Annotated in this window: 16 protein-coding genes; 14 read left to right on the forward strand and 2 right to left on the reverse strand. The window is 73.3% G+C overall.

Annotated elements, in window-relative coordinates:
* Nucleotides 1–129: 129 nt before the first annotated feature.
* Nucleotides 130–747, forward strand: a complete 618-nt coding sequence (locus tag LBW97_RS16015; RefSeq protein ID WP_224500355.1) for a hypothetical protein — start codon at nucleotides 130–132, stop codon at nucleotides 745–747.
* Between the two features lie 89 nt (nucleotides 748–836).
* Here LBW97_RS16015 and glgX read toward each other — a convergent pair whose 3' ends face one another.
* Entirely contained in the window at nucleotides 837–2,999 is a 2,163-nt protein-coding gene (gene glgX / locus LBW97_RS16020; RefSeq protein ID WP_224500356.1) for a glycogen debranching protein GlgX, read from the reverse strand.
* A gap of 71 nt (nucleotides 3,000–3,070) precedes the next feature.
* Between glgX and LBW97_RS20255 the strand changes: the two genes are divergently transcribed.
* The 13 genes from LBW97_RS20255 (at nucleotide 3,071) to LBW97_RS16090 (ending at nucleotide 16,667) form a co-directional block, all read left to right on the forward strand.
* A complete protein-coding gene (locus LBW97_RS20255; RefSeq protein WP_308010489.1) occupies nucleotides 3,071–3,874 on the forward strand; it encodes an ABC transporter ATP-binding protein in 804 nt (267 codons plus the stop codon).
* Between the two features lie 14 nt (nucleotides 3,875–3,888).
* Entirely contained in the window at nucleotides 3,889–4,674 is a 786-nt protein-coding gene (locus tag LBW97_RS16035; RefSeq protein ID WP_224500510.1) for an enoyl-CoA hydratase/isomerase family protein, read from the forward strand.
* Between the two features lie 137 nt (nucleotides 4,675–4,811).
* Nucleotides 4,812–5,954, forward strand: a complete 1,143-nt coding sequence (locus LBW97_RS16040) for an ABC transporter substrate-binding protein (RefSeq protein ID WP_224500357.1) — start codon at nucleotides 4,812–4,814, stop codon at nucleotides 5,952–5,954.
* Between the two features lie 95 nt (nucleotides 5,955–6,049).
* Entirely contained in the window at nucleotides 6,050–6,856 is an 807-nt protein-coding gene (locus tag LBW97_RS16045; RefSeq protein WP_224500358.1) for an ABC transporter permease subunit, read from the forward strand.
* Entirely contained in the window at nucleotides 6,853–7,737 is an 885-nt protein-coding gene (locus tag LBW97_RS16050; RefSeq protein WP_224500359.1) for an ABC transporter permease, read from the forward strand. The genes LBW97_RS16045 and LBW97_RS16050 overlap by 4 nt, the downstream gene beginning before the upstream one ends.
* Nucleotides 7,734–8,816, forward strand: coding sequence for an ABC transporter ATP-binding protein (locus tag LBW97_RS16055; protein ID WP_224500360.1), 1,083 nt, complete (start codon nucleotides 7,734–7,736; stop codon nucleotides 8,814–8,816). The genes LBW97_RS16050 and LBW97_RS16055 overlap by 4 nt, the downstream gene beginning before the upstream one ends.
* The gene (locus LBW97_RS16060; RefSeq protein WP_224500361.1) at nucleotides 8,813–9,931 is read left to right on the forward strand and encodes a PLP-dependent cysteine synthase family protein; all 1,119 of its coding nucleotides are present in this window, start codon (nucleotides 8,813–8,815) and stop codon (nucleotides 9,929–9,931) included. Before LBW97_RS16055 ends, LBW97_RS16060 begins: the two co-directional genes overlap by 4 nt.
* Before the next feature lie 117 nt (nucleotides 9,932–10,048).
* The gene (locus tag LBW97_RS16065) at nucleotides 10,049–10,828 is read left to right on the forward strand and encodes an electron transfer flavoprotein subunit beta/FixA family protein (protein WP_224500362.1); all 780 of its coding nucleotides are present in this window, start codon (nucleotides 10,049–10,051) and stop codon (nucleotides 10,826–10,828) included.
* A 36-nt stretch (nucleotides 10,829–10,864) separates the two neighbouring features.
* On the forward strand, nucleotides 10,865–11,827 hold the full coding sequence (locus tag LBW97_RS16070) for an electron transfer flavoprotein subunit alpha/FixB family protein (protein WP_224500363.1): 963 nt from the start codon (nucleotides 10,865–10,867) through the stop codon (nucleotides 11,825–11,827).
* 107 nt (nucleotides 11,828–11,934) lie between these two features.
* Nucleotides 11,935–13,335, forward strand: coding sequence for an MFS transporter (locus tag LBW97_RS16075; protein WP_224500364.1), 1,401 nt, complete (start codon nucleotides 11,935–11,937; stop codon nucleotides 13,333–13,335).
* Nucleotides 13,332–14,537 carry a cysteine desulfurase family protein gene (locus LBW97_RS16080; protein ID WP_224500365.1) on the forward strand — a complete coding sequence of 402 codons (1,206 nt, stop codon included), beginning with the start codon at nucleotides 13,332–13,334 and terminating at the stop codon, nucleotides 14,535–14,537. Before LBW97_RS16075 ends, LBW97_RS16080 begins: the two co-directional genes overlap by 4 nt.
* Nucleotides 14,534–15,604, forward strand: coding sequence for a tRNA 2-thiouridine(34) synthase MnmA (mnmA, locus tag LBW97_RS16085; RefSeq protein WP_224500366.1), 1,071 nt, complete (start codon nucleotides 14,534–14,536; stop codon nucleotides 15,602–15,604). The genes LBW97_RS16080 and mnmA overlap by 4 nt, the downstream gene beginning before the upstream one ends.
* Nucleotides 15,605–15,632: 28 nt before the next feature.
* Nucleotides 15,633–16,667, forward strand: a complete 1,035-nt coding sequence (locus LBW97_RS16090) for a methionine synthase (protein WP_224500367.1) — start codon at nucleotides 15,633–15,635, stop codon at nucleotides 16,665–16,667.
* 1 nt (nucleotide 16,668) lies between these two features.
* On the opposite strand, the gene LBW97_RS16095 is transcribed toward LBW97_RS16090, so the two are convergent.
* A complete protein-coding gene (locus LBW97_RS16095; RefSeq protein ID WP_224500368.1) occupies nucleotides 16,669–17,028 on the reverse strand; it encodes a hypothetical protein in 360 nt (119 codons plus the stop codon).
* Between the last annotated feature and the right edge of the window lie 71 nt (nucleotides 17,029–17,099).

Here is a 17,099-nt window from a genome sequence, read left to right on the forward strand (position 1 = left end):
CTTACCGTCCGGCTGACGCGCCGGAAGATGAGGCAGGATCGCGACCATCCGAGGCGCGGTGCACAGGTCAGTGACCCGCGGATGCCTTTCACGCGGGCCATGCGCTGCGTTGTCGGGCATGATTCGACGGTGATCGATACGCCCGTGTGGCTCGCGCTGACGGCGAGCGCTCTAGGCGGCGCGGCGCTCACCGGACTTATCACGCTGGGCATCAAGCTGTTCGATGTTCGCCATCGGCATGACGCGACTCGGCGTGATCACTACGTCGCCATGGTCGCTGCAGTGGACGACTTCCATCACGCGATGGCGCAGGCAGTCGCTGCACAGAACCGCGTCACTGCGCTTGCCGCGATGTCCGGCGGTGAAGCGGCGCTGATTGAGCTTGCAGCGCCGGGTTCGTATCCGGGGATGCAAAAGAGCGGGCAGCCGAGCCCCGGCCTGGCTGCTGCAGCGCAACAGGCGAAGGCGCTCAACGACGGCCTCGCTGACAAGTACACGGCTGCGCGCAACTCTTGGCGAAGAGTGTTCTTGTTCGCCCCGACGGAGGTTGTGCGGTCGCTGCAGGAGATCTTGGTCCTGATTCTCGGCACCTACCGACGACTTCAGCGCGAACTCACCGCCGTGCCCTCCGGTCTCATCGAGGACGTTCCCAGGCTGAACTGGAGCCGCGTGCGGACGGCCATGCGAAAGGACATGGGCGTCAAGGCGTTAGAGAGCGAGAATGACGAGTTGGCCCACCTCTTCTGAGGCGCGACTTGATCGGGCCTACTTGCTGCGGAGTTGATCCCTGATTTCGATCACCGGCTGTAATTGGTGGTCAGGAACCCGCTGTGCCATCACGGCCGCCGTTCGACCCGCAGCAGCCAGACGCAGCGGCCGGGCAGCTCGACCGGACCGGGCGCGAGGAACGCCGGCGCCGGGGGAGCGCCCCGCGGGTACTCGGTCGAGAGCACCAGCTCGTAGCCATCGGCCCACGGCGGCCCGGGGAGCTCCACGGTCACCGGGTCCGGCCCGGCGTGCAGCTGCACCAGGTAGCAGTCGTCGACCAACGGGTGGCCGTGCTCGTCGCGGTACCGGATGCCGCGGCCGTCGAGGTACATGCCGATGGTCTGCAGCCCGGTGTCGAACCAGTCGCCGGTGGTCAGCTGTCCCCCGCTGGGTGCGAACCAGGCGAGGTCGCGGGTGCCGTCGGTCCCCGGCAGCTCGTGCCCCTCGAAGAACGCCTCCTGGCGCAGCACGGGTGCCTGGTGGCGCAGCCGGACCAGGTGCGTGGTGAACGCCAGCAGGTCGGCGTCGACGTTCTCCCAGTCGATCCAGGAGATCTCGTTGTCCTGGCAGTAGGCGTTGTTGTTGCCGCCCTGCGTCCGGCCCAGCTCGTCGCCCGCCGTCAGCATCGGCACGCCGGTGGACATCAGCAGCGTCGTCAGCAGGTTGCGGACCTGCCGCCCGCGCAGCTCCAGCACGGCCGGGTCGTCGGTCGGCCCCTCGGCGCCGCAGTTCCAGTTCCGGTTGTGGCTCTCGCCGTCCCGGTTCTCCTCGCCGTTGGCCTCGTTGCGCTTGTGCTCGTAGCTCACGAGATCAGCCATCGGGAAGCCGTCGTGCGCCGTCACGAAGTTGATCGAGGCGAACGGGCGGCGTCCGTCGGAGCGGTAGAGGTCCGAGGAGCCGGTCAGCCGGTAGGCGAGGTCGCGCACACCCACGTGCGACCCGGCCCAGACGTCGCGCACGGTGTCGCGGTACTTGCCGTTCCACTCCGTCCACGGCGGCGGGAAGTTGCCCACCTGGTAGCCGCCCGGGCCGACGTCCCACGGCTCGGCGATCAGCTTCACCTGGCTGACCACCGGGTCCTGGTGCACGACGTCGAAGAACGCCGACAGCCGGTCGACGTCGTGCATCGAGCGGGCCAGGGCCGAGGCGAGGTCGAACCGGAAGCCGTCCACGTGCATCTCGGTCACCCAGTAGCGCAGCGAGTCCATCAGCAGCCCGAGGACCGCGGGCCGCCGGACGTCGAGGGTGTTCCCGCAGCCGGTGTAGTCGGTGTACCGGGCGCGGTTGCCGCCGTCGAGCCGGTAGTAGCCGGCGTTGTCGATGCCCCGGAACGACAGCGTCGGCCCGCTGTGGTCGCCCTCGGCGGTGTGGTTGTAGACGACGTCGAGGATCACCTCGATGCCGGCCGCGTGCAGCTCCCGCACCATCGTCTTGAACTCGGTGACCTGCCCGCCGCCGCTGCCTGCCGAGCTGTAGCCGGCGTGCGGGGCGAAGTAGCCGAGGGTGTTGTAGCCCCAGTAGTTGGTCAGCCCGCGGCGCAGCAGATGCGGCTCGCTGACGAAGTGGTGCACAGGCAGCAGCTCGACGGCGGTGACGCCGAGGGAGAGCAGGTGCTCGACGAACGCCGGGTGCGCCAGCCCCGCGTAGGTGCCCCGCAGGTGCGCCGGCACGTCGGGGTGCCGCGCCGTCGCCCCCTTCACGTGCACCTCGTAGATGACAGTGTCCGACCACGAGCGGCGCAGCGGACGGTCGTCGTCCCACGGGAACGGGTCGTGGACGACGACGCCGCGGGGCACGTGCGGCGCGGAGTCCTGCTCGTCGGCCTGCGGGGAGTCCGGGGAGTCGTAGGGGTGGCCGAAGAGCGCGGTGTCCAGCGTCAGCTCGCCGTCGACGGCCCGTGCGTAGGGGTCCAGCAGCAGCTTCGCGGGGTTGAAGCGCAGCCCGGAGAACGGGTCGTAGCCGCCGTGCACCCGGTAGCCGTAGCGCTGCCCGGGGCCGACGCCGGGCAGCCGCCCGTGCCACACCTGGTGCGTCGTCTCCTGGAGCCGGTGGCGGTGCTCGGTGCCGTCGGCGTCGAACAGGCAGAGGTCCACCGCCGAGGCCCCGCCGGACCACAGCGCGAAGTTCGTCCCGCGCCCGTCCCAGGTGGCGCCGAGCGGTGCGGGCGTGCCCGGGAGCAGGCCGGGAACGACACCGTGCGGATGGCGTCCGGGCCGATAGGTTTCGGTCACGGCGCGATCGTGCCCCCTCCGACGCCCGACGCGGCGCAACGCCGTCGGGACGCGGTTGGTTGGATGGGGTCGTGTCGAGCGCAGACGCCTCCGCGGGGGCCGTCGTACGGATGACCGGGGTGGACGTCGTCCGGGGGCAGAACCATCTGCTCAAGGGCGTGGAGTGGCAGGTCGAGGCCGACCAGCGGTGGGTGGTCCTCGGTCCGAACGGCGCCGGCAAGACCACGCTGATGCAGCTGGCCGCCGCCCTCATGCACCCGACCCGCGGCGAGGTCCGACTGCTCGGGGAGACCCTCGGCGCGGTCGACGTCTTCGAGCTGCGGCCCCGGATCGGGCTCACCAGCGCGTCGCTGGCCCAGCGGGTCGACCCGGCCGAGAAGACCGGTGACGTCGTCGTCTCCGCCGGCTACGCGGTGGTCGGCCGGTGGCGCGAGCGCTACGACGTCCACGACCTGACCCGTGCCGGGCTGCTCATGCAGCAGTGGGGTGTCGCCCAGTACGCGCACCGGCCGTTCGGAACCCTGAGCGAGGGCGAGCGCAAGCGCACCCAGATCGCCCGGGCGCTGATGCCCGACCCGGAGCTCCTGCTGCTCGACGAGCCCGGCGCCGGCCTCGACCTGGGTGGCCGGGAGGACCTCGTCGCCCGCCTCTCGGACCTGGCGAAGTACCACTACGCCCCCGCGCAGGTGCTCGTCACCCACCACGTCGAGGAGATCCCGCCGGGCTACACCCACGCCCTGCTGCTCCGCGGCGGCGAGGTGGTGGCCTCCGGCGCCGCCGACGACGTCCTGACCGCCGAGCAGCTGTCGGACACCTTCGGGCTCGCGCTGTCGCTGACCCGGACGAACGGCCGGTTCACCGCCCGCCGCGCCTGACTAGGGTGCCGGGCATGGCTGAGCCCGAGTTCGTGACGCTGCAGGTGACCGACGGGGTGGGCACGATCCGCCTCGACCGGCCCAAGATGAACGCCATCGACGAGCAGCTCCACCTGGAGGTGCGCGCCGCGGCGCTCGAGGCCGGGCAGCGCGACGACGTGCGCGCCGTGGTGATCTACGGCGGCGAGCGGGTGTTCGCCGCCGGCGCCGACATCAAGGCGATGTCCTCGCTCGACGGCGAGGGCATGCAGGTCTGGGGCAAGGAGCTGCAGGACTCGTTCCGGGCCGTGGCGCAGCTGCCCAAGCCGGTCATCGCCGCCATCACCGGCTACGCGCTGGGTGGCGGCTACGAGCTCGCCCTCTGCGCCGACTTCCGGGTGCTGGGCGCGAGCGCGAAGATCGGCCAGCCCGAGATCCTGCTCGGGATCATCCCGGGCGCCGGTGGCACGCAGCGCCTGGCCCGCCTGGTCGGCCCGGCCAAGGCCAAGGACCTGGTCTTCACCGGCCGCCACGTGGCCGCCGAGGAGGCGCTGGAGATCGGCCTGGCCGACGCCGTCGTCCCCGACGCCGACGTGTACGAGACCGCCGTCGCGATGGCGAAGAAGTTCGCGGCCGGCCCGCCGCTGGCCCTCGCGGCCGCCAAGCAGGCGATCGACCGCGGGCTGGACGGCTCGCTCGAGGAGGGGCTGGACCTTGAGACCGCGCTGTTCGCCGGGCTCTTCGGCTCCGAGGACCAGAAGACCGGCATGAGCTCCTTCCTGGAGAACGGGCCCGGAAAGGCCACGTTCACCGGCCGCTGAGGTCTCGAGAGCGGAACGTTCACCCGCTCGACCGCTCCACGACCACCCACATCGGCGCGGTCTCGGTCACAATCCCCACGCCGTCCGGTCGGGCCATCGGGGCCCCTCCGGTGCACGGCACCACCTCAGGAGGACACGTGCGACGAAGCACCCTGCGGACCGCGGTCGCGGTCGTCACCACCGGCCTGGCGCTGACGGCCTGCGGCTCGGGGGACAGCGGCTCGGGCGGTGGAGGGGACTCGGAGGCGGCGACGGCCGCCTCGGCCGAGGACCTCGGCGGGATGGAGGAGCTCATCGAGGCGGCCCAGGCCGAGGGTGAGCTCAACGTCATCGCGCTGCCGCGGGACTGGGCCAACTACGGCGAGATGCTGGACACCTTCAGCGAGAAGTACGACATCACGATCAACGAGGCGACGCCGGACGCGTCCAGCCAGGACGAGATCAACGCCGTCACCAGCCAGAAGGGCCAGGACCGCGCGCCCGACGTCCTCGACGTCGGCACGAGCTTCGCCCAGCAGGCGGCCGCGCAGGACCTGCTGGCGCCGTACAAGGTGGAGACCTGGGACGACATCCCCGAGAACCAGCGGGACCCCGAGGGCCGTTGGTACAACGACTACGGCGGCTTCATCTCCATCGGCTGCAACGCCTCGGTCATCGCCGAGTGCCCGACGTCAATCGCCGACCTGCTCGACCCGCAGTACGCGGGCAAGGTCGCGCTCAACGGCAACCCGACGCAGGCCGCCGCGGCGTTCAGCGGCGTCTGGGCGGCTTCCCTGGCCAACGGCGGGGACCTCGACGACATCGGCCCCGGCATCGACTTCTTCAAGAAGGTCAAGGACGCCGGCAACTTCAACCCCGTCGAGGTCACCCCGGCCACCGTGCAGAGCGGTGAGACGCCGCTGGCGATCGACTGGGACTACGTGAACGCCGGCCTCACCGAGACCCTCGCCGAGGCGGGCGTCGAGTGGCAGGTCGCCGTCCCCACCGACGGGATCTTCGGCAGCTACTACAGCCAGGCGATCAACAAGTTCGCCCCGCACCCGGCTGCCGCCCGCCTGTGGCAGGAGTTCCTCTACAGCGACGAGGGCCAGAACATCTGGCTGAAGGGCGGCTCCCGCCCGGTCCGCCTCCCCGCCATGGAGGAGGAGGGCACGGCCGACGCCGACGCGCTGGCGGGGCTGCCCGAGGTCGAGGGAGATGTCGAGTTCCCGACCCAGGAGCAGCAGACCGCGGCGCAGAAGGTGGTCGCCGACCGCTGGAACGCGGAGATCTCGGGCTGAGTACCGCGACGACGACGGCGCCCGCGCCGGCTCCCACCCGGAGCCGGCGCGGGCGTTCGCTCGCACTCCTCGGCGCGCTGCCCTTCTTCCTCTATGTGGCGGTCGTCCTGCTGCTGCCCATCGGGGTGCTCGCGGTGGAGGCGTTCCGCAGCACCGACCCGACCACCTTCGAGGAGCGCTGGTCGACCGACTCCCTCACGGCGATCACCGAGGGCGCCTACGGGCGGGCCTACGTCGGCAGCCTGCAGCTGTCGGCGGTGTCCGCCGTGCTCGGCGCGGCGCTGGGGCTCGCGTTCGCCGTCGCGGTGCTGGGGGCGAAGCGCGGCCGGCTGCTGCGCCGCCTGGTGCTCACCGCGTCGGGGGTGCTCGCCAACTTCGGCGGCGTCCCGCTCGCCTTCACCTTCATCGCCACGATCGGCAGCAGCGGGGTGGTCACCGCGCTGCTCACCGACCTCGGCCTCGGGCTCGGTGGCTTCTCGCTGTACTCGATGACCGGCCTGGCGCTGGTCTACCTCTACTTCCTGATCCCGCTGATGGTCCTGACCATCACCCCGGCGCTCGAGGCGCTGCGCCCGCAGTGGCGGGAGGCCTCGGACAACCTCGGCGCCTCCGGCTGGCAGTACTGGCGGCACGTCGGCGGACCGATCCTGCTGCCGCCGGTGCTCGGCGCCACGATGCTGCTGTTCGCCTCCTCGTTCGCCGCGTACGCGACGGCGAAGGCGCTGGTCGGCAGCACCCTCCCGCTGGTCACCCTGCAGATCGCCGACGCGCTGTCGAGCAACGTCGTCGTGGGCTCGGAGAACATCGGCACGGCGCTGGCGCTCGGCATGGTCGTGGTCGTCGGCCTGGTCATGGCCTTCTACGCCTGGGTCCAGCGCCGCACCCAGCGGTGGCTGACATGACCGCGCTGGCCGAGGGCGTCGCCGGGGCGGGCAGCGTCGCGCCGCCGACCCCGGTGCGCGCCGGACGACGCCGGGGTGGCGCCTGGCGGATCACCGTCCTCGTCGTCGTCGGGCTGTACTTCCTCATCCCGCTCGCCGCCCCGATCTGGTTCACCGTGCGCGACCGCGGCGCCGGGGCGTTCACCGGCCGGTACTACGCCCAGATCCCCGGCGCGGCGGGGTTCGCCGAGGCGTTCGGCCGCTCGCTGGCGCTGGGCCTGCTGACCGTCGTGCTGGTGCTGGCGCTGATGGTCCCCACGATCGTGCTCGTGGAGCTGCGGCTGCCGCGGCTGCGCACCGCCGTCGAGCTGCTCACCCTCGCGCCGCTGGTCGTTCCGCCGATCGCGCTGGTCGTCGGGGTGCGCAGCGTGCTGAGCTGGGCTCCGGACCACTTCTACGGCACCCCGGTCGGGGACGCGATGTTCGCGCTCCAGGAGCCGGCGCTGCCGTGGATCCTGGTGCTCGTCTACGTCGTCCTCGCCCTGCCGTTCGTCTACCGGGCGCTGGACGCCGGGGTGCGCAACGCCGGCCTGGCCACGCTCACCGAGGCCGCCCGCAACCTGGGCGCCTCCTGGCCGCGGGTGCTGCTCACCGTCGTGCTCCCGGTGCTGCGCACGTCGGTGCTGAATGCCTCCTTCCTGACCCTGGCCCTCGTGCTGGGCGAGTACACCGTGGCGGCGATCCTGGGCTTCCAGACGTTCCCCACCTGGATCGTGCAGGTGGGCGGCTCGCAGCCACAGCTGTCGGTCGCGGTGTCGGTGCTCTCGCTCGTCGTGACCTGGGCGCTGCTGCTGCTGATCTCCGCGCTGGACCGCCGGCGTCGGAACGAGGAGACCTCATGACCACCGCCCCCGCGACCGGCCGCGCGCAGGCGGTGTCCGCCCAGCCGGGCGTCGCCGTCCGGCTGGAGAACCTGACCCGGCGGTTCGGCGACGTCGTCGCCCTCGACGGGCTCGACCTCGACATCGCCGGCGGCGAGCTGCTCGCCCTGCTGGGCCCCTCGGGCTGCGGCAAGACGACGGCGCTGCGGGCGATCGCGGGCTTCGAGCGGCCCGACGCCGGACGGGTGCTCGTCGGCGACCGCGACGTCACCTCGGTGCCGCCGAGCAAGCGCGACATGGGCATGGTCTTCCAGGCCTACAGCCTCTTCCCGAACATGACGGTGGCCGACAACGTCGCCTACGGGCTGCGCGTGCGTGGGCGCGGGAAGCCGGAACGGGCCGCGCGGGCGACCGAGCTGCTCGAGCTCGTCGGCCTGGCCGACCGGGCCAAGCGCTATCCGCACCAGCTCTCCGGTGGCCAGCAGCAGCGGGTGGCGCTGGCCCGCGCGCTCGCCGTCGCGCCGCAGGTGCTGCTGCTGGACGAGCCGCTCTCCGCGCTGGACGCCCAGGTGCGGGTGCAGCTGCGCGAGGAGATCCGGCGGCTGCAGCTGGAGCTGGGCATCACCACCGTCTTCGTCACCCACGACCAGGCCGAGGCGCTCTCGATGGCCGACCGGGTCGGCGTCATGCGGGCCGGCCGGCTGGAGCAGGTGGCCTCGCCCGACGAGCTGTACGAGCGGCCGGCGACGGCGTTCGTGGCCGAGTTCGTCGGCACCATGAACCGGGTGCCGGCCACGCTGTCCGGAGGGGCGGTCGAGCTGCTGGGCGTGCGCCGTCCGGTCGCCGGCGCCGCGCCGGCGACCGGCCCGGTGGTGGCGCTGGTGCGCCCCGAGGCGCTCGTCGTCACCGACGGGGGCGCCGGCCGGGTCGTGACCCGCACGTTCTCGGGGGCTGTGACCCGGGTGCTGGTCGCCCTGCCCGACGGCACCGAGGTCCGGGTCGACGTCGCCAGCGCCGACAGCGCCGCGCTGGTGCCGGGCGCGGCGGTCACCGTCACGCCCGTCGAGCGCCCGGTCCTGGTGGCACCGGTGGAGCCGTGACGGGCGGCACGACCGTCGTCGATCGGTCGGACCCGGCCGGGCGGGCCTGGGTGGACCAGGCGGTCGCGATCGTCGAGGCCGACGCCCGGCGCAGCGCGGACACGCACCTGCTGGTCTACCCGCTGCCCCCGGAGTGGGGCATCGACCTCTACCTCAAGGACGAGTCCACCCATCCGACCGGCAGCCTCAAGCACCGGCTGGCGAGGTCGCTGTTCCTGTACGGGCTGTGCTCGGGGCAGATCGCCGAGGGCAGCACCGTGGTGGAGGCCTCGAGCGGGTCGACGGCGGTCAGCGAGGCGTACTTCGCCCGCATGCTCGGGCTGCCGTTCGTCGCGGTGATGCCGCGCTCGACCAGCCCCGAGAAGATCGCGCTGATCGAGTTCCACGGCGGGCGCTGCCATTTCGTCGACCGGGCGCCGGAGATGTACGAGGAGGCGCGCCGGCTCGCCGCCGAGTGCGGTGGGCACTACCTCGACCAGTTCACCTACGCCGAGCGGGCCACCGACTGGCGGGGCAACAACAACATCGCCGAGTCGATCTTCGAGCAGCTCTCCGCCGAGCGGCACCCGGTGCCGGAGTGGGTCGTCGTCGGCGCCGGGACCGGGGGCACCAGCGCCACCATCGGCCGGTACCTCCGCTACCGCCGGCACCCCACCCGGCTGGCCGTCGTCGACCCGGAGAACTCCGCGTTCCTGCCCGGCTACGAGGCGGGCGACCCGAGCCGGACCACCGGCACGCCCTCGCGCATCGAGGGCATCGGCCGGCCGCGGGTCGAGCCGTCGTTCGTGCCGACGATCGTCGACCGGATGATCGGCGTCCCCGACGCCGCCTCGATCGCCGCGATGCGGCACCTGGAGCGGGCCACCGGACGGCGGGCCGGCGGCTCGACCGGCACCAACCTGTGGGGCGCGTTCGGGCTGGTCGCCGAGATGCTCGCGGCCGGCCGTCGCGGCAGCGTCGTGACCCTGCTCTGCGACGGCGGCGAGCGCTACGCCCACACCTACTACTCCGACGAGTGGGTGGCCGCGCAGGGCATGGACCTCGGCCCCGCCACGGACACGCTGGTCAGGTTCGCGACGACGGGGGAGTGGGTGTTCCCCGGCGGCCGTGGGTGACCGGGGTCACCAGCCCCTCGGCTCGCCGCCGCGTTACCGGGCAGTAACCTCCATGATCGGAGCCAGGCGGGCCACCGTGCCCGCATCCTGAACGCGTCCTGAGGAAGGTTCAGCGCGATGAACATCGTCGTTCTTGTCAAGCAGGTCCCGGACTCGGGAAGTGAGCGGAAGCTGGACCCGGCGGACAACACCGTCGCCCGTGCGTCCGCCGACAACGTGATCAACGAGATGGACGAGTACGCCATCGAGGAGGCGCTCACCATCAAGGAGGCGCAGGGCGGTGAGGTCACCGTGCTGACCGTCGGCCCGGACTCCGCCACCGACGCCATCCGCAAGGCGCTCTCCATGGGCGCCGACAAGGCCGTGCACGTCGTCGACGACGCGATCCACGGCTCGTGCGCGGTGCAGACCTCAGCGGTCATCGCCGCGGCCCTGGGCCAGATGGAGTACGACCTGGTGATCTGCGGCGCGGAGGCCACCGACGCGCAGCTGTCGGTCATGCCGGCCCTGCTCGCCGAGCGCCTCGGCCTCCCGCAGCTGTCCGGTGCCCGCAAGGTCACCATCGAGGGCGGCACCGCCAAGGTGGAGCGGCAGACCGACGGCGGCTTCTGGGCCCTCGAGGCCCCGCTCCCGGCGATCATCTCCACCTGGGACACGATCAACGAGCCGCGCTACCCCTCGTTCAAGGGGATCATGGCCGCCAAGAAGAAGCCGGTCGAGACCAAGTCGCTGGCCGACATCGGCCTCGACGCGGGCAGCGTCGGCCTGGCCAACGCCACCAGCAAGGTGCTCGACTTCGCCGGCCGCCCGCCCAAGGGCGAGGGCGTGAAGGTGACCGACGAGGGCGACGGCGCCCAGAAGTTCGTCGAGTACCTCGCCGGCCAGAAGATCGTCTGACCCGGCCCGGACCTGAAGGAAGAGGAGAACACCCCCATGGCAGAGATCCTGGTCCTGGCCGAGCTCAACCCGGCCGGCGGCGGAGTCCGCAAGACCACCCTGGAGGCCCTGACCGCGGCGCGTGCGCTCGGTGAGCCCTCGGCCGTCGTCCTCGGTGCCCCCGGCACCGCCGCCGGCGTCCGCGACCAGCTCGCGGAGTACGGCGCGGCCACGGTGTACGTCGCCGAGTCCGACGACATCGACGCCTACCTCGTCGCCCCCAAGGCCGAGGTTCTGGCGCAGCTGGTGAGCGAGAAGTCGCCGGCCGCCGTCGTCATCCCGTCCTCCCCGGAGGGCAAGGAGATCGCCGCCCGCCTGGCCATCAAGACCGGCAGCGGCTTCCTGACCGACGTCACCGAGATCGCCGCCGACGGCACCGCCACCCAGGCGGCGTTCGCCGGCGCGACGATCGTCCACTCGCAGGTCACGGTCGGCACCCCGATCTACACCCTGCGGGGTAACTCGGTCACCCCCGAGCCGGCTCCGGCCGCAGGTGCCGAGCAGGCCGTCTCCGTGGCGGTCAGCGACGGCGCCAAGCAGGTCAAGGTCGTCGAGCGCGTGGTGGAGCAGAAGAGCAGCCGCCCCGAGCTCACCGAGGCCTCGATCGTCGTCTCCGGTGGCCGCGGTGTGGCCAGCGCCGAGAACTTCTCGGTCATCGAGGGCCTGGCCGACTCGCTCGGCGCGGCCGTCGGCGCCTCGCGTGCGGCGGTCGACTCCGGCTTCTACCCGCACAGCTTCCAGGTGGGTCAGACCGGCAAGACCGTCTCGCCGAACCTCTACGTCGCCGTCGGCATCTCCGGTGCGATCCAGCACCGCGCCGGCATGCAGACCTCGAAGACCATCGTGGCCATCAACAAGGACCCCGAGGCCCCGATCTTCGAGCTGGCCGACTTCGGTGTCGTCGGCGACCTGAACACGGTCGTCCCCGCTGCCACCGAGCAGATCAACGCCCGCAAGTAGGCAGCACCCCAGCACGTTCCCTGAGCGCCGGTCCCCGAGAGGGGGCCGGCGCTCAGCGCATGTCCGGGATCGGGAAGCCCGGAGGGGCGCGAGGGGTTGGCCACGGCGTGGAGACCGACCAGCAGCCCGCGTTGTTCGACCGGGCGCACCGGCTGAGCACCGCCGGACTGCTGATGCTGGTCACGTTCGTGGCCTTCGAGGCCATGGCGGTCGCGACGGCGATGCCGACCGCGGTCCGCGAGCTCGACGGGCTGGCCTGGTACGCGTGGCCGTTCAGCGCCTACCTGGTGTCCTCGGTGTTCGGCATGGTGCTCGGCGGGGACCTGGGCGACCGCCGCGGCTCCCGCGTCGCGCTGCTGACCGGCGTCGGGATCTTCGCCGCCGGCCTCCTCGCCGGCGGGATCGCCACGGAGATGTCGGTGTTCATCGCCGCACGTGCGCTGCAGGGGATCGGCGGCGGCATCATCTCGGTGTCGCTGTACGTCGTCGCCGGGCAGGCGTTCGACGCCCGGCTGCGACCCCGGTTGTTCGGTGCGTTCGCCGCCGCCTGGGTGCTGCCCGCGCTGCTCGGCCCGGTGGTCGCCGGGCTGCTCACCACCCACCTCACCTGGCGGCTGGTGTTCCTCGCGCTGCTGCCGCTGATCCTGCTGGGCCTGGGCCTCGTGCTGCCCGCGGTCCGCGCGCTGCCGCTACCGGCCACGAGCACCGCGCCGCCCACCACCCGACGCTGGTGGGCGCTGCTCGCCGGCCTCGGCATCGGGTTGCTCCAGTACGCGGGCCAGCGGCTGGACCTGCTGGCGGTCGGCCTCGCGGTCGCCGGGCTGATCGCGCTGGTCCTCGGGCTCCGTCCGCTGATGCCGCGGGGCACCGTGGGCATGCGCCCGGGGCTGCCGGCGGTGATCGCCGGACGCGGGCTGCTGGCCGGCGCCTTCTTCGGCATGGACGTCCTGCTGCCGCTGGCCCTCACCGAGCTGCACGGGTACTCCGCGGCCGCGGCGGGGGTGCCGCTCACCGCCGGCGCGCTCGGCTGGGCGACGGCGTCACAGCTGCAGGGCCGCAACCCGCGGTGGTCGCGGGTCGCGTTGCTCCGCGCCGGCTTCCTGCTGGTCGCCGTCGGCCTGGTCGCCACCGTCCTCGTCGCCGTCCCCGGGCTGGGTGGCTGGCCGGCGTACCTGAGCTGGGCGGTCGCCGGGCTCGGGATGGGGCTGGGCATGCCGAGCCTGAGCGTGCTGCTGCTGGACCGGTCCTCGGACGAGAGCCGCGGCGCGGACTCGGCGTCCTTCCAGATCGCCGACGTGACCGGCAGCGCGGTCTGCATCGGCGTCGTCGGGGTCCTGGTGGCCGCGGCCGCCGCGGGCACGTTCTCCCTGTCGGTGGCGGTGCTGGCCGGCGTGGTGCTCCTCACGGCGGTCGCACTCACCGGTGCCGTGCTGGCGCCGCGGGCCGGGGCGGACCGGGCGGTGACAGCGGACCCCGCGGTCCGCGCGACTACCCTGAGCGCGTCATGACGCATCCCGAGCCGGTCTACCTGGACCACGCGGCGACCACGCCCGTGCTGCCCGAGGTGCTCGCCGCGATGACCGAGCAGCTGGGCCGCGTCGGCAACGCCTCGTCGCTGCACGCCAGCGGCCGCTCCGCGCGCCGTGCCGCCGAGCAGGCGCGGGAACGGATCGCCGAGGCGCTGGGCGCGCGGCCGTCCGAGGTGCTCTTCACCGGCGGTGGCACCGAGAGCGACAACCTCGCCGTGAAGGGCCTGTTCTGGGCGCGGCGGCAGGCCGATCCGCGCCGTCGCCGCATCGTGGTCAGCCCGGCCGAGCACCACGCCGTCCTGGACAGCGTCGAGTGGCTCGCCAAGCACGAGGACGCCGAGGTCACCTGGCTGCGCGTGGAGCCCTCGGGCCGCGTGACCCCTGCGGCCCTCGCCGAGGCGCTCGGGGACGGCACCGACGTCGCCGTCGCGAGCGTCATGTGGGCCAACAACGAGATCGGCACGGTGAGCGACGTCGCCGAGCTCGCCGCCACCGCGCACGACGTCGGCGTTCCGCTGCACACCGACGCCGTACAGGCGGTCGGCCAGGTGCTCGTCGACTTCGGCGCCACGGGCGTGGATGCGCTCACCATGACCGGGCACAAGCTCGGCGGGCCCATGGGTGCCGGGGTCCTGCTGCTCCGGCGGGAGGCCGAGTGCACCCCGCTGCTGCACGGCGGCGGCCAGGAGCGCGACGTCCGGTCGGGCACCCTCGACGTCGCGGCGATCGTGGGCCTGGGCGCGGCTGTCGTCGCCGCCGTCCACGGCCGGGTGGAGCGGGCGACCGAGCTGGCGCGCCTGCGCGACCGGCTGGTGGCCGGCGTGATGGAGCAGGTGCCCGACGCGCAGCTGAACGGCGCCCCGCTCGACGACGTCGTCCGGTCCGGCCCCGGCCGCCTGCCGGGCAACGCGCACCTGTCGTTTCCCGGCGCGGAGGGCGACGCCCTCCTCATGCTGCTCGACGCCAAGGGCATCGAGTGCTCGACGGGGTCGGCCTGCAGCGCCGGGGTCGCCCGGCCGAGCCACGTGCTGACCGCCGTCGGCGCCGACCCCGACCGGGCGCGCAGCTCGCTGCGGTTCAGCCTTGGGCACACCAGCACCGACGCCGACGTCGACGCCCTCCTCGAGGTCATCGCGCCCGTGGTCGAGCGCGCGCGGCGTGCCGGAATGGGTCGGCGATGAGAGTTCTCGCCGCGATGAGCGGAGGCGTGGACTCCGCTGTGGCGGCGGCGCTGGCCGTCGACGCCGGGCACGACGTCACCGGCGTGCACCTCGCGCTCTCCCCGGACCGGCAGACGCTCCGCAGCGGCGCCCGCGGGTGCTGCAGCGTCGAGGACGCGCACGACGCCCGCCGGGTGGCCGACGAGCTGGGCATCCCGTTCTACGTGTGGGACATGGCCGACCGGTTCCGCGAGGACGTCGTCGAGGACTTCGTGGCCGAGTACGAGGCGGGTCGCACGCCCAATCCGTGCCTGCGCTGCAACGAGAAGATCAAGTTCTCCGCGGTCCTGGACCGGGCACGGGCGCTGGGCTTCGACGCCGTCGTCACCGGTCACCACGCGCGGCTGGTCGACGGCGAGCTGCGGCGGTCGGTGGACGCGGCCAAGGACCAGTCCTACGTCCTCGGCGTCCTCACCCCGGAGCAGCTGGCCGCGGCGATGTTCCCGCTCGGGGACATGACGAAGGACCGCGTGCGCCAGATCGCCGCCGAGCGGGGCTTCGCCGTCGCCACCAAGGCCGACTCGCACGACATCTGCTTCATCCCCGACGGCGACACCCGCGGCTTCCTGGCCCGCAAGCTCGGCAGCCGGCCCGGCCCGCTCGTCGACGCCGCCACCGGCACGACCGTCGGGGAGCACGACGGCACCTACGGCTTCACCGTCGGCCAGCGGCGCGGGCTCGGCGTCAGCGTCGGTGACCAGCGGCCGCGCTACGTGCTCAGCATCGAGCCGGTCAGCCGCACGGTCACGATCGGCACCGCGGACCAGGCCGGGATCGGCGAGGTGCTCACGGGGCCGCCGACCTGGACCGGAACGGCGCCCGGGCTGCCCTTCGACGCCCAGGTGCAGCTGCGCGCGCACGGAACGCCGGTGCCGTGCCGGGTGGAGTCCGCCGGGGGCGGGCTGCGCATCTCGCTGGGCAGCGAGCAGCGCGGCGTCGCCGCCGGGCAGGCCGCCGTGCTCTACGCGCCGGACGCCGAGCGCGGCGACCGGGTGCTCGGCCAGGCCGCGGTGGCCTCCGCCGACTGAGCGGACCGGGCGGACTACCGTCGTCGCCGTGGCCTCTCCGACCGATCTGCCACTGCCCGACGGCGAGACCGACGAGGACCCGGCGCCCCTGACCTGGGGACCGGCCTCCGGCGTCGGCTCCCTGCCCGGCACCGACCCGGCCGAGGCGCTGCGCACGGTCGTGGGCGAGCTCCCGGAGTTCGCGCACCTGCCCGAGCTGCCTGGCCGGGGACCGGGCGCGGATCTGCTCGGCCGCAGCACCGCGTTGCTCGTCGACCTCTCCGTCGACCTGACGCCGGCCGGGTGGCGGCTCGTGCCGCGGGCGGGCATCGACCAGCAGCGGGCCGAGGAGTTCCTCGCCCGTGACCTCGACGCGCTGCACGAGGTCGCCGAGCGCTGGACCGGACCCTTCAAGATCCAGGCCGCCGGCCCGTGGACCCTCGCGGCGGGGCTCGAGCGGACCCGCGGCGACCGCGCCGTCGTCGACGAGGGCGCGCGCCGCGACCTCGGGCAGTCGCTGGCCGAGGGGCTGGCCGCCCACGTGGCCGAGGTGCAGGCCCGCGTCCCCGGGGCGCAGGTCGTCGTCCAGCTCGACGAGCCCTCGGTGCCCGCCGTCATGCAGGGCGGGCTGCGCACGGTCAGCGGCTTCGGCAAGCTCCCCGCCGTCCCCGAGGACGTCGTCGAGCAGGAGCTCGCGGCGGTCGTGCAGGCGATGCCGGTGCCGGTCGTGGTGCACTGCTGCGCCCGGCGCATGCCGCTCGGGCTCTTCCGGGCCGCGGGCGCCGCCGGGCTCTCCTTCGACCTCGGTCTGGTCCAGGACCTCGACGCGGTGGGCGAGGCGGTCGACGCCGGCGTCCACCTGCTGATGGGGGTCGTGCCGGGCACCGACACGTCGCTGCCCGCGGCCAGGGCGACGGCGTCCCGGGTGCAGGCGTGGTGGCGGGAGCTCGGGTTCGCCGCCGAGCTGCTGCCGGCGGCGGTCACGCTCACGCCGTCGTGCGGCCTGGCCGGCGCCACCCCGGCCTACGCGCGGGCGGCGATGCGGCACGTCCGCGAGGCGGCGAAGTACCTGCTGCCGGAGTAGCTCAGGCGAGCGCCGCGAGGACGACTGTCACCAGCGCCAGGACCGTCAGCACGGCGAGGGCCTGCAGCACCGGCGCGGTGCGCGCGAACGCCGGCTGGGTGCGGAGGACGGCGAGCAGCAGCGCGCCGGCCACACCGCCGACGAGGAGCAGGGGCGCGGCGAGCAGCACGAGGAACTGGACGCCGTCGGAGGGTGTCAGCGAGCAGCCGAAGCCGATTCCCTCGCACTGGCCGTCGGCGTTCACGTCGGGGAGCAGCAGGGTGCCGGCTCCCACGAGCAGTAGCGGCAGCAGCCACAGCACCCCGAACAGGTAGGCGTAGGCGCGGACGCCGGGCTGTCCGCGGGGCGGCGGCACGGTCACGCTCCGGATCCTGGCGCACCTCGACCGGGTGAGCAGCGGTTGTCCGTCGGACCCGCCGGATACCGTCTGGT

Source organism: Blastococcus sp. LR1, assembly GCF_020166105.1.
Classification (GTDB): Bacteria; Actinomycetota; Actinomycetes; order Mycobacteriales; family Geodermatophilaceae; genus Blastococcus.